This is a genomic window from Nocardiopsis sp. NPDC049922, from assembly GCF_040660275.1.
Lineage (GTDB): Bacteria > Actinomycetota > Actinomycetes > Streptosporangiales > Streptosporangiaceae > Nocardiopsis.
Map to the genome: position 1 here is coordinate 618,119 of NZ_JBFAME010000001.1, position 12,792 is coordinate 630,910.

A 12,792-nucleotide genomic window follows, 5' to 3' on the forward strand; every position below is an offset into this window, starting at 1 on the left:
AGATGCGCGCAAGGCCGAAGCCCCCGCTGAACCCGGAGCGTGGGAAACCTCCACCTCACCGTGTTTACCCGTAGGTAACAATTGAATCGACCGGCCTGGAGACCTGGATCACGTGACGCCGGGCACCTTAGTGTGCCGCCATGAGTGTCTTGCGCAGTCGTGTCCTCGTTCGCGTACTTCTGGGTTCCCTCGCCGCCGTCGTGGCACTGGCACTGATAGGCACACTTCTGGGGATATGGGCCGTCCGCCGCTCCTTCCCGGAGACCTCCGGCGAGCTCACCCTCCCCGGCCTCGACTCCCCCGTCACCGTCCTGCGCGACGAGTACGGTGTCGCCCACGTCTACGCCGACACCTCGCACGACCTCTTCATGGCGCAGGGGTTCACCCACGCCCAGGAGCGCTTCTGGGAGATGGACTTCCGCCGCCACGTCACCGCGGGTCGGACCGCTGAACTGTTCGGCCCCGACCAGGTCGAGACCGACGCCTATCTGCGCACCATGGGCTGGCGGCGCGTCGCCGAGCAGGAGTACGACCTGCTCGACGAACAGACGCGCGCCCACCTCGACGCCTACGCCGAGGGCGTCAACGCCTGGATCGAGGAGCACAGGGGCACCGCCGCCAGCCTGGAGCACGGGCTCCTCGCGGTGACCGCCGACGACTACGCCATCGAGCCCTGGACCCCCGCCGACAGCCTCGCCTGGCTCAAGGCCATGGCCTGGGACCTCGGCGGCAACCTCCGTGAGGAGACCGAGCGCGCCGTCCTCCTCGCGTCCGGCCTCACGCGCGAGCAGATCGACGAGCTCTATCCCGCCTACCCCGTCGACCAGCACACGCCGATCACCGCGACCGACCAGCACAACGGCGCCGAGGTCGGCACCGAGGCCGACGAACGGCGCGCCCCCGCCGCCTCGCCGACCGACGCCGCCGACACCCCCACCCCCGACACGTCCCGGTCCGCGCCCGCCGATCTGCCCGAGGAGGCCCTCACCGCGCTCGACGGCCTCGACCGGATCTCCGAGGCGATCCCCGGCCTGCTCGGCCCCTCCTCCAGCTCCGACCTGGGCTCCAACTCCTGGGTGGTCTCCGGCGACCACACCGAGTCCGGCATGCCGCTCCTGGCCAACGACCCCCACCTCGGCGCGTCGATGCCCTCCGTCTGGTACCAGAACGGCCTGCACTGCACCGAGATCACCGACGCCTGCCCCTACGACGTCACCGGGTTCAGCTTCGCCGGCCTCCCCGGCGTCGTCATCGGCCAGAACGAGTCCATCGCCTGGGGCCTGACCAACCTCAACCCCGACGTCATGGACCTCTACGTCGAGCGGATCGACGGCGACCACTACGTCGTGGACGGTGAGCGCGTCCCCCTGGAGGTCGTCGAGGAGACGATCGCGGTCGCCGGCGGCGAGGACGTCGACATCACGGTCCGGCTGACCGGGCACGGCCCGCTGCTCTCCGACGCCCAGGCGGGCCAGCACCTGACCCCCGTCACCGAGAACCCGGGGATCACGGAGGGGTCGGAGGACGCGGACCGGGACGGCGAGGAGGGATCGAACGACGCGGAAGCGGACTCCCCGGACTCCCCCGACGACGCGGACGACGCGGACGGCTTCGAGTACGGCGTCGCCCTCCGGTGGACCGCCCTGGAGCCGGGCACCACCGCCGAATCCATCTTCGCGCTCAACCGCGCCCGCGACTGGGCCGACTTCCGCGACGCCGCCAGCCGCTTCGACGTCCCCGCGCAGAACCTCGTCTACGCCGACACCGAGGGCGACATCGGCTACCAGGCGCCCGGCCACGTCCCCGTGCGCGGCGAGGGCGACGGCCGCTGGCCCGCCCCCGGCTGGGACTCCGCCTACGACTGGGAGGACTACCTGCCCTTCGACGAGCTGCCCAGCGTGTACAACCCCGACTCCGGGGTGATCGTCACCGCCAACCAGTCCCTCGTCGACTCCGAGTATCCCCACCACCTGACCGACGACTGGGACTACGGCTACCGGAGCCAGCGGATCAACGACCTCCTCGACCAGGCGATCACCGAGGGGCCGGTGACCTCGGAGGACATGTCCGAGATCCACATGGACTCCTACCACGCGGCCGCCGCCGAGGCGCTCCCGTACCTGCTGGAGGCGGAGGTCGACGGCGTCACCGCCGAGGCACGGGAACAGCTTCGCGACTGGGACGGCTACACCGACCCCGACTCCTCGGGAGCCGCCTTCTACCAGGCGTTCTGGCGGCACCTCCTGCCGCTGCTGTTCGACGAGCTGGGCGACGTGCCCATGAGCGGCAGCTCGCGCGGCATGTACGTGGTCAACCGGCTCCTCGCCGAGCCCGAGTCCCCGTGGTGGGAGGGCGAGACCGCCAGCGGCCGGGACGAGGTCCTGGCCGCCGCGATGGACGCCGCCGCCGAGGAGCTGACCGAGCGCCTGGGCGAGGACCCGGCCGACTGGCGCTGGGGCGACCTGCACACCCTGACCGCGACCAACCAGTCCTTCGGCACGTCGGGCATCGGCGCGGTCGAGTGGCTGCTCAACCGGGGCCCGGTGGAGAGTTCGGGCGGGTCCAGCATCGTCAACGCCACCGGCTGGGAGCCGAGCGCGGGCTACGAGATCTCCGCCGTGCCGTCGATGCGCATGGTCGTGGACCTCGCCGACCGCGACGCCTCCACGTGGATCCACCTCACCGGCAACTCGGGACACGCCTTCCACCCCAACTACGACGACCAGTTGGAGGCGTGGGCGGCGGGCGAGACGCTGCCGTTCACGGTCTCCCGGGAGGCGGTGGAGGGGGCCGCCGTCGACGAGCTGACCCTCGTTCCCTAGATGTTCCGTCCTCAGCGGTCGGGGCCCGGCTTGTCAGATTAGGACGAGTGTCCTAATGTTTGAACCGGCCCTAGGACACCCGTCCTAGGGCCGGTCATCGAGTGTGGGGTGGGGTCGTGGGTACACGCGAGCAGATCGTCGACGCGGCCAACCGCCTGTTCTACGAGCAGGGCTTCGAGCCGACGTCGTTCGCGGCGATCGCGGAGACGGTGGGGATCTCCCGAGGCAACTTCTACTACCACTTCAAGACCAAGGACGACATCCTCGACGCGGTGATCGAGGCCCGGTTGGCGAGCACGCGGACGATGCTCGCCGGATGGGCGGACGGCTCGGCGGACCCGCGGGATCGCGTGCGGCGCTTCGTCGAGATCGTCATCACCAACCGGGGCGACATCGAGAGCTACGGGTGTCCGGTCGGGACGTTGACGAACGAGCTCGCCAAGCTCGACCATCCCTCCCGCGCGCACGCCGTCGGCGTCTTCACGCTGTTCCGCACCTGGCTGCGCGAGCAGTTCGAGGAACTCGGGTTCGACGCGGAGGCCGATGACCTCGCGATGCGGGTCCTGGCGTTCAGCCAGGGGATCGCCACACTCTCGAACGCGTTCCACGACGGCGACTTCGTCGACCGCGAGGTCGACCGCGTCAACCGGTGGCTGACCGAGCTACTGGCCTCTCCCGCCACGGCCGACGACGCGAGCTGATCCGCCTCCGTCCCCCGGCCACCCCACCCCCGCCTTCGACCGCACCGCCCATCCCCGAGGAGACCTCCGTGTACATCGCCCTGCTTCGATTCTCCGCCAACGAGGCCGCGGCCGCCGACCACATGGCCGCGCACCAGGACTGGATCCGCCAAGGCGTGGAAGACGGCGTCTTCCTGCTGGTCGGGAGCATCCAGACGGGACAGGGCGGCGTGCTGCTCGCGAAGGGGGGCACACTGGAGGAGCTCCAGGCGCGGGTCGCCCAGGACCCGTTCGTGGTCCACGACGTCGTCACGGCCGAGATCGTCCAGATCGCTCCGAACGTGACGGACCCGCGACTGGCCTTCCTCAAGGACTGACGCCACCCGGGAACGTTCCTCGCCCGCGGAGACGAGCCGCGCCGCGTCTGGGCCGGGCGGTCCGACTCAGGCGTCCGACTCCAGGTCGGGGAAGGTCACGCCGGTGAGCTCCTCCGACACCGTCCACAGCCGCCGCGCGGCGATCGAGTCCCACGCGGCCTCGCTCCGGCTCGACAGACCCGGGGCGCCGCGCAGACCGCCCATCTTCCGGGGGCCGGCGTAGGCCGCTCCGGGCACGTCCTGGGTGGCGGCGTAGATCGTGGGCAGGGCGCCGTTGGCCCCGCTCTGGGCGATCAGCGCGTTGCCCACGGCCATCAGCCCCCTGTGCACCGGGTTGGCGGCGTGGCTCTGGAGGTTGGTGGCCGCGTACCCCGGGTGGGCGGCGGTGGCGAGCACCGGCGAGCCCGCCGCCTCCAGCCGACGCTGCAACTCCAGAGTGAACAGCAGGTTGGCGAGCTTGGACTGGGCGTAGGCGCGGTTCGGCGTGTAGCCCTCGTCCAGGTTCAGGTCGTCGAACTCGATGCCGCGCGCCAGCCGGTGCAGACCGGACGACACCGTCACCACCCGGCCGGTGACCTGCGGCAGGAGCAGGTTGGTGAGGGCGAAGTGGCCGAGGTGGTTGACCCCGAACTGCGTCTCGAACCCGTCCTTGGTCGTCGACTTCGGGATCGCCATCACGCCCGCGTTGTTGATGAGCAGGTGGATCGGCCCGTCCCACGCCCGCGCGAACGCGCGCACGGAGTCGAGGTCGGCGAGATCGAGCCGCCGCACCTCCGTGACGCCGTCGACCGACGCCGCGGCGGCCTCGCCCTTCTCCTCGTCGCGGACCGCCATCACCACCCGCATGCCCTTGCGGGCGAGTATGCGCGTGGTCTCCAGGCCCAGTCCGCTGTTGGCTCCGGTGACGACCGCCGTGCGGCCGCTGAGGTCGGGGATCGTGACCGCGTTCGTCTCCATCGCGCCAAGGTAGGCGACCCCACTCCAAGTTGTCAATGACAACAATGCTGACGGGGGCCTATCCTGGACCCATGCCTGACCGCCCCTACCACCACGGTGACCTGCGCTCCGTCCTTCTCGCCAACGCCGAACGCGCCCTCGCCGAGCGCGGTCCCGCGTCGCTGTCCCTGCGCGAGCTCGCCCGCGAGGCGGGGGTGAGCCACGCCGCGCCCAGCCGCCACTTCAAGGACAAGCAGGCCCTGCTCGACGCCCTGGCGTTCTCCGGGTTCGAGCGGCTCACCGAACGGTTGGAGCGCGCGGTGGAGGCCGAGGACGACGTCCGCGCCTGCCTCCTCGGGCTGGCCAGGACCTACGTCGGGTTCGCCGTCGAGCACGCCGCCCTCCTCGACCTCATGTACACGCGCAAGCACGACCCCGACGTCTCCGAACAGCTGCTGGCGGAGATCACCCGCATGCTCGACACGGTCACGCGCCCGATCCGGGAGGGCCAGGCGGCCGGGGAACTCGGTGGAGGGGACCCGTACACTGTCGCGATGACCGTGGCGGCCACCCTGCACGGCTTCGTCTCGTTCAGCGCCAACGCCGCGCCCGCGGACATCGAGGCGCGCCTCGCCGACGTGGTCGGGGTCCTCTACGAGGGGCTCGCCCCGCGCTGAGGTGAACCGGGCCGGGGAACCGCCTCGGGTAGGAACCGCACCGGCCCGGGGCGCGTCCCACGGGCGCGGAGCACCCCCGGAAGAAGAAGGCACCCATGGAGTTCCCCGGCGACTTCGAGACCCACCTGACGCTTGACGCGCGTACCCCCGAACGCGTCGAGGAGGCGGCCGCGTGGGCACGGGACAACGCCCTGAAGTTCACCCACATCGAACTCGACCGAGGCGCCTCCGCCTCCCAGCCCATGGTCACCTACCAGGGCCACGGCATGCTGAGCCAGGAGCTCCGGATCGCCGAGGGGTGGACCGAACGCCTCGCCGAGGCCGGGTTCGAGGTGACCCGTACCAAGATCGAGGCCTCTCCGTTCAGCGTCGGGGTCCCGAGGACCAGGGAGGAGGCGCGGACGCTCCCCGCCCACTGCTACTTCGAGCACCACCTCAAGCTGTTGCTCGCGCCCGAAGCCGACCTCGACGCGCTCTCGCGGCTCGTCGAACCGCACCTCGCCCGGCTCTCCCGCAACGCGCGCCGCGTGCGCGAGGACGGTTACCAGGAAAGGTTCGTCACGCAGCGCTGCTCGCGGGTGGGTCTGCCGACGGCCTTGACACTCCTGGACCGGCTGAAGAAGGCGTTGCACGAGAAGGGTCTGGGATGGGCTCGCGGGGCCTGGCTCACCGGCTCGGCGCCCGTCCCCGGCATGGTCGACGTCGAGCACGAGTTCGTCGTATACGACAGCGCGCTCGACCTGGACACCGGGTGGATGGACGCCGCTCCGATGGGCGTCGAGGCCGAGCTTCCCACGACCGTGCCCGCCTTCCGCGCACTGGGCCCCAGCTACCCGGAGACCTACCTGCCGAACACCGCCGGACCGGACGCGGCCCAGGCGAAGGTGTTCGACCCGGCCCTGAAGCAGTTCCGTCACGCCTACCGGCCGAGCGAACCCGCGTTCGACGACCCCGAACTCGCGGAACGCTGGTGGAGCGCCCAGCAGCACGCCCTGGCGCGAGCCCTGGAGGCGATCGCCCGTACGCCCTGGCGTGACCACCTGGTCCTGCGCGGCAGCATGCTCATGCCCGTGTGGGTCGGTGACGCCGCCCGGCGCCCGCGCGACCTGGACTTCGTGGTCGTTCCAGCGGACATGGAACCGATCGGCGAGGACGCCTCCCGGATGCTCGACGACATCGTCGCCGCGCTCGGCGACGCGGTCCCGAACCCGCCCGGATTCCGGTTCCACCCGGACGACGCCCGGTCGGAGGGCATCTGGACCTACGAGCGCGCCGAGGGCCGCCGCCTCGTCGTCCCGTGGTCATGCGAGGAACTGCCTCGGGGCACGGTGCAGATGGACGTCGTGTTCCACGAGCCCCTGCCCGAGCCGCCCGTCCGCGTGCGGTTCGGGTCGGATGAGGTCCTGGCGGCCAGCCCGGAGCTGTCGTTGGCGTGGAAGGTCCTGTGGCTGTACACGGACATGCACCCGCAGGGCAAGGACCTGTACGACGCCGTCCTCCTGGCGGAGAACACGTCCCTGTCCCGCGAGCTGCTGATGGCGGTGTTGGGGCCGGGACTGGCCGAGGAGGGCCTGGTGGACCCCGAGGAGGTCACCGAGCGCCACCTGCGGGAGGAGATGTACCTCGTGGACGAGTGGAAGCACTTCCAGCGTGACTGCCCGTGGGTCGAGGGCGCGGCCGAGCCGTGGCTGACCCGGTTCGAGACCGCCATGGCCCCGGTGTTCAGGAAGGACTGAGCCCGAGCGCCCGGCGCGCGGCCGTCACCCAGTGCGGAGCGGCCGCGCGCTCGGCGATCGAGAGCGCACGCCGTCGGTGCGCCGCCGCCTCCTCCGGTCTGCCCAGGGCCTCGGCCAGGTCCCCCAGGTACGCCGCCACGGGACCGAGCGTCAGCAGCCCGCTCTGCGCTCCCGCGAGCTCTCCCGCCGCGGGGAGCAGGCGCCCGTACGCGCGCTCCATGGCCGTGCGGTCGCCCGTGCGGAGGGCGACCAGCGCGGCGAGGGCTTCCCGTGCCTCGTACAACAGGTCCGGCGGCGGGTCCGTCGCCAGCGCCTCGGCCGCCGCCGTGCGTTCACCCCTCCGCACGAGGTCGAGCGCCCGCGCCCAGGGCTCGAAGGGCCCGAAGCCACCCGGGTCCGTCTCGCCGTGGCAGGCCGCCCGCCAGAAGCCGTGGGAGCCGCGCTCACCGGCCCCGTCGACGCCGCCGACCCCGCCGCTCTGGACCCGCAGGCACAGCAGGGCGAACGGCAGCAGCCCCCGTTCCATCCCCCGCATGCCGCTCCGCCGCAGCCCCACCGACGCCGCCCGACAGGCGGCCTCCGCCTCCTCCGTCCGCCCGGCCACGGCCAGGCGCAGCGCCGCGTACCACTCGGTGAACACACCCGCGAGCGGGATCCCGTGCTCCTCCGCCAACCGGTCCACGGCCGCCGCGTGCTCGTCGGCGGCGGCGAGGTCCGCGAGTGCGGCCCGCGCCTGGAGCAGAATCAGGTGACCGAGCACCTCGAACCCCGCCAGGGAGTGCCGCCGCGACAGGTCGACCAGCTCCGAGCCCAGCTCGGCGCGCTCACCGGCCATCCCCGCCCGCTCGAAGGCGTGCATGAAGCGCGCGTTGAGGGCGAACGCGAGCAGCGCCGGATCGCCCAGTTCGCGCGCGAGGGCCTCCGCCTCCCGAGCCGCGGCCCGGCCCCGCTCGCTCGGGACGCCCCGCAGTTCCATCGCGAGCGTGGCGAGCAGTCGGCACCGCTCGGCCCGACGGTCCTCCTGGAGGCTCACGAGCACCCGCTCGACCGCCGCCACCACCCGCTGGGACAGGGACTCGTCGTCGTTGGCCGTCCAGATCGCGGGCACGTCGAACGCCCCGAGCACGACGGCGGTCTGGAGCGGGTCGCCCAGCTCCTCCGCCATCGCGACCGCCTCGCCCCGGTACCGGCGGGCGCTCTCCAGTCCGCCCGTGAACGCGAGCGCGCGGACCAGCCCCATGACCAGGTCCAACCGCTCCCGGACGGCTCCCCCGCCCACGCGGTCGTACGCAGCCAGGGCCTCGCGCCACATCCTCGCGGCCTCGTGCGGCGCGAAGGCGCGTTCGGCCCGCTCGGCGGCGGCACGCGCGTACCGCACGGCCTTGTCCGCCGTGTCCCCGGTCCCGGCCCGCAGGTAGTGGTGGGCGAGAACGGCGACGTCGTGCGGGCGCAACCGTTCGACGGCCTCGGCGATCCGCGCGTGCAGACGGGCCCGGCGGACACCGGCCGTCTCGTCCCGAAGCGCGTCCCGCACCAGGTCGTGCGCGAACCGCACGCGCGCCGGTCCGTCGTCGACCATCAGCCCCTCGCGCTGCGCCGACTCCACCGCGTGCAGCGCTTCGTCCTCCCCCGCCAGGGCGGACAGGACGTCGAGGTCGACCTCGCGGCCGATCACCGCGGCCCGACGCAGCACCTCCTGGTCGGCCTCCGGCAGCCGAGCCGTCCGAAGGCGGATCACGTGCCGGACCCCGGCCGGAACCGACTCCAGCGCGCCGATCCCCTCGTCACGGAGCAGCCGGGCGAGTTCCCCGACGTAGAAGGGGTTGCCGCCGCTGCGCCGACGGACGACGCGCACGATGTCGGCGTCCACCCGACCGCCCACGGTCTCCCTGACCATCTCCCCGACCGCCGCCGTGTCGAGTCCGCCCAGGTAGACGCGGGTCGGTTCGGCTCTGGCGAGTCGCCCCAGCGCCTCGGCCAGCGGCGCGCCGATCTCGTTGGCGCGGTAGGCGGCCACGACGACCACGGGCGCCGCGATCCCCTCGCCCCCCAGCGAGGCCAGGAGGGCGAGCGTCTCCTCCCCCGCCCACTGGAGGTCGTCGAGCACGATGAGCAGCGGCGCGGCGCGCGCGACCTCCGCGAGGTGGTCGGCGGCGGCGCGGTGGGCGCGGAAGCGGCGGGCGGACATCGCCTCGGGCGGCACCGGGCCCGTGTCCGTGTCCGGAAGGGACGGAGAGGCCTCGGGGGGCGTGGGATGCCCGGCCTTCTCCAGGGAGGCGAGGACCTGGGTCCACGGCCAGTGGCCGGGCGCGCCCTCCTGTTCGGGGCAGCGGCCCCAGGCCACCGTCCATCCGCGTTCCGCCAGACGCGCGGCGGTCGCCTCGGCCAGGGTCGTCTTGCCCTCGCCGGGGTCGCCGGAGACCAACGCGAGGCCGAACACGCCCCGTGCGGCCGCCCCCTCGGCCGCCATGGTCAGGCGCTCCAACTCGGCCTCCCGACCGACGAACGATCGCTCCCGCCCGGTGGCCGGGACGGTCCGCCCTCCCGGAACCCCCGGCCCGTCCGTCCGCCCGGCCGGTCGGGGCCCCACGGCCGAGGGTCCCACCGCGCGGGACCCGACCCGTCGCGTCCCGGCACGGCGGGGTCCCTCCAGGTGCGGGGCCTGCGCGAGGACGTCGGTCTCCAGGCGCCGGAGTTCGGGGCCGGGGTCCACCCCCAACTCCTCCGCCAGCACCGCGCGTGCCCGCCGCAGCGTCGCCAGCGCGTCCCCCTGGCGGCCGGACCGGTACAGGGCGAGCGTGAGGAGCCGCCACGTCTCCTCACGCCAGGGGTGCCCCATGGCCCGCGCCTCCAGGTCGGGCACGGCCTCGGCCGCCCGCCCTAGCGCCAGCAGCGTCCGCGCCCGCACGTCCTCGGCCAGCAGCCGCAGCTCACCGAGGCGGGCGGCGCCGGCGCGCGCCCAGTCCGTGTCGGCGAACTCGGCGTACGCGGGCCCGCGCCACAGGTCCAGGGACGCGTCGATCCGGGCCAGCGCCGCCGTCTCGTCCCCGGCCTCCAGCAGGCGTTCCGACGCGGCGAGCCCGGTCTCGAACCGCCCGGCGTCGACCGACTCCGGTGGCGTGCGCAGCGCGTACCCCGGGCCGACCGTGACCAGCAGTCGGGCGGGAGCGCGCGGCGGTCGGTCGGGTTCCAGTGCCCGGCGCAGCTCACCGACGAACGTGCGGATCGCGCCGACCGCGCCGCCGGGTGGGTCGTCCCACAGGTCGTCGACGAGCCGCTCGACCGACACCACTCGCCCCCTGGCCACCAGGAGCCTGCCCAGCACCGCCCGATGGCGGGCCCCCTTGAGCCTGACCGGCCCGTGCTCGTCGACCGCCTCGACCGGGCCGAGCACCCCGAACGTCACCGACGCCACGATCCCCCCGCCCCTGCTCGCCACCCACGCCCACGCCCAACCTAACCCCGTGCGGGCCGCGTCCGCGGCGGCGCTCATCCGGCGCTGACCGGCCGCTGATCCACACCGCGCACGCTCGTGGCACGCCGCCCCGACCGGAGCGGCACCGAGCTGACGACGAGCCGACGACGAGGAGACCGGATGGAACCGAGGATCAGCGGATTCGACTACCAGCGCGTGCCCGTGGCCGAGGGGGTCGCGTTGAACGCCGCCGTGGGCGGGTCGGGCAGTCCGATCGTCCTGCTGCACGGGTTCCCGCAGACCCACCTGATGTGGCGGCACGTCGCCGCCGATCTGGCGGCCGACCACACCGTCATCTGCCCCGACCTGCGCGGTTACGGGGACAGCGACAAGCCCGGGGACACCGACGGACGGGCCTACGCCAAGCGCGCGATGGCGGCCGACGTCGTCGCCCTCGCCCGCGCCCTCGGGCACGAGCGGTTCGCGCTGGCGGGCCACGACCGGGGCGCGCTCGTCGCGATCCGCGCGGGGCTCGACCATCCGGAGGCGGTCACCCGCCTGGCGTCGCTCGACGTCCTGCCGACGCTGGACATGTGGGAGGTCATGCGGGGCGTGTCGGCCGCCGTGGGGTTCCACCTCCACCTCATGGCCCAGCCGCCCGGCCTTCCGGAGGCGATGATCTCGGCGAGCGCGGACGCGTTCTTCGGCCACTTCCTGGACGTCTGGTCGAACGCGCCGGAGGCGATCCCCGACGACGTCCGCGCCGCCTACCTGCGGGCGTCCCGCGCGGCGGTGCCGTCGATCGTCGCCGACTACCGCGCCTCGGCCACCGTGGACGTCCAGCACGACGAGCACGACCGCGCCACGGGGAACCGGCTCGGCATGCCGGTGACGGTGCTCCAGCAGGACTGGGGCGCGGCCCTGGGCTTCGACGCCGCCGCCCGGTGGCGTGCCTGGGCGGACGACCTGCGGCACGTCACGGTCGCGTGCGGCCACTTCATGGCGGAGGAGGCCCCGGCCGAGGTGGTGGGAGAGCTGCGGGCGCTCATGGCCCGCTGAGCCGTCCCGCACCGCCGTCTCCGGGCGGCGCGGTCACGGACGTCCGGAGCGAGAGCGCGGCGCGCGGCCCGGTCAACCGACGTTCCACGCGGCGGTTCAGGTGCTCGCCGAACGGGGTAGATCCCGGTTACGGGCGGTGATCGCGGCCGTTGGGAGCGCCGCGGCGGCCGATGTCGATCGGGGGCGACATGCAGGCGAGGATCGGGGACTACGTGCACACGCACGGCGTCGCCAGCAGTGACGGGCAGCACAGCGGCAGGATCGTGGACGTGCGCGGCGCCAACAACGGCCCGCCGTACGTCGTGCGGTTCCCGGACGGTGAGGAACGGCTGATCTACCCGGGGCCGAACACCATCGTGGAGCCCCGCTTCCCGAGGGACTGACGCCGGGCCCCCGGGACCCCGGGCTCCTCCGGACACGCCGGGGGCCGGTGGGCACGACGCCTACCGGCCCCCGTCACGTTCACGCGAGGTTCACGCCGCTCAGGAGCGCAGCCGCTCCAGGAAGCCCCCGAGGTTCTCCTGGGCCCGCGCCACCTGCTCCTCGACGCTGAGCGACTCCTTGATCCGTCCCCCTCCGGGGGCGGGTTCCCGCAGCCCGCGGATGTACAGCGAGCAGCCGAAGTCCGCGCACATGCGCAGTCCGACCGAGTTCCCCTCCCGGCCCGCCTTCCCCGCCTTGGGCGCCGACATCAGGGTCACCCCCTCGCCCCGGTGGGTGGTCAGGCACAGGGAGCACAGGCTCGCGCGGAACCCCTCGCGTGTGGGAACCAGCCGCATCGCGACCCCCACCAGCCCCTTCTCGCGTTCGACGACCAGGTAGGCGCGCTCGTGCGCGGTGTGGTCGCGCCAACCGAGGAAGTCCAGGTCCTCCCAGGGCCGCTCCGCGAGGTCCCGGGGCAGGGCCAGGCGCTGGGCCTCCCCCTTCGAACAGTTCACGAATGATCCGCGGATGTCCCGCTCGGTCAGGGCCTTCATGTCGACCGACGCTAACAACGTGCGCGAACGCCGGGCAACGGGTTTTCCCAGCACCGGGCGTCGTCGCCCGAGGACCCGCCCGGACCGGTGGCGCGGGTTCGCGCCGGCCCTCC

At 73.2% G+C, this 12,792-nt stretch carries 10 protein-coding genes; 7 read left to right on the plus strand and 3 right to left on the minus strand.

What is annotated here, in order from left to right:
- Positions 1-140 precede the first annotated feature (140 nt).
- The 3 genes from AB0I72_RS02960 (at position 141) to AB0I72_RS02970 (ending at position 3,879) form a co-directional block, all read left to right on the plus strand.
- Positions 141-2,822, plus strand: coding sequence for a penicillin acylase family protein (locus AB0I72_RS02960; RefSeq protein ID WP_358562254.1), 2,682 nt, complete (start codon positions 141-143; stop codon positions 2,820-2,822).
- 116 nt (positions 2,823-2,938) lie between these two features.
- Entirely contained in the window at positions 2,939-3,523 is a 585-nt protein-coding gene (locus AB0I72_RS02965) for a TetR/AcrR family transcriptional regulator (RefSeq protein WP_358562257.1), read from the plus strand.
- A 68-nt stretch (positions 3,524-3,591) separates the two neighbouring features.
- Positions 3,592-3,879, plus strand: coding sequence for a YciI family protein (locus AB0I72_RS02970; protein WP_358562260.1), 288 nt, complete (start codon positions 3,592-3,594; stop codon positions 3,877-3,879).
- A gap of 66 nt (positions 3,880-3,945) precedes the next feature.
- On the opposite strand, the gene AB0I72_RS02975 is transcribed toward AB0I72_RS02970, so the two are convergent.
- Positions 3,946-4,836 (minus strand): oxidoreductase, encoded by an 891-nt coding sequence (locus tag AB0I72_RS02975; protein ID WP_358562263.1) that lies wholly within the window; start codon positions 4,834-4,836, stop codon positions 3,946-3,948.
- Between the two features lie 71 nt (positions 4,837-4,907).
- Here AB0I72_RS02975 and AB0I72_RS02980 point away from each other — a divergent pair, with 71 nt between their 5' ends.
- Together AB0I72_RS02980 and AB0I72_RS02985 are read left to right on the plus strand one after the other, a co-directional pair.
- Positions 4,908-5,492: a TetR/AcrR family transcriptional regulator gene (locus tag AB0I72_RS02980; protein ID WP_358562266.1), complete on the plus strand. Its 585-nt coding sequence runs from the start codon at positions 4,908-4,910 to the stop codon at positions 5,490-5,492.
- A 95-nt stretch (positions 5,493-5,587) separates the two neighbouring features.
- Entirely contained in the window at positions 5,588-7,228 is a 1,641-nt protein-coding gene (locus tag AB0I72_RS02985) for a nucleotidyl transferase AbiEii/AbiGii toxin family protein (RefSeq protein WP_358562269.1), read from the plus strand.
- On the opposite strand, the gene AB0I72_RS02990 is transcribed toward AB0I72_RS02985, so the two are convergent.
- On the minus strand, positions 7,215-10,721 hold the full coding sequence (locus tag AB0I72_RS02990) for a BTAD domain-containing putative transcriptional regulator (RefSeq protein WP_358562272.1): 3,507 nt from the start codon (positions 10,719-10,721) through the stop codon (positions 7,215-7,217). The genes AB0I72_RS02985 and AB0I72_RS02990 overlap by 14 nt on opposite strands.
- Before the next feature lie 102 nt (positions 10,722-10,823).
- Here AB0I72_RS02990 and AB0I72_RS02995 point away from each other — a divergent pair, with 102 nt between their 5' ends.
- Together AB0I72_RS02995 and AB0I72_RS03000 are read left to right on the plus strand one after the other, a co-directional pair.
- Positions 10,824-11,702, plus strand: coding sequence for an alpha/beta hydrolase (locus AB0I72_RS02995; protein ID WP_358562274.1), 879 nt, complete (start codon positions 10,824-10,826; stop codon positions 11,700-11,702).
- Between the two features lie 188 nt (positions 11,703-11,890).
- The gene (locus AB0I72_RS03000) at positions 11,891-12,085 is read left to right on the plus strand and encodes a DUF1918 domain-containing protein (RefSeq protein ID WP_358562809.1); all 195 of its coding nucleotides are present in this window, start codon (positions 11,891-11,893) and stop codon (positions 12,083-12,085) included.
- 99 nt (positions 12,086-12,184) lie between these two features.
- Here the strand turns inward: AB0I72_RS03000 and AB0I72_RS03005 are convergent, their stop codons facing one another.
- Complete coding sequence (locus tag AB0I72_RS03005; protein WP_358562277.1) at positions 12,185-12,679, minus strand: FBP domain-containing protein; 495 nt, start codon at positions 12,677-12,679, stop codon at positions 12,185-12,187.
- Positions 12,680-12,792 lie beyond the last annotated feature (113 nt).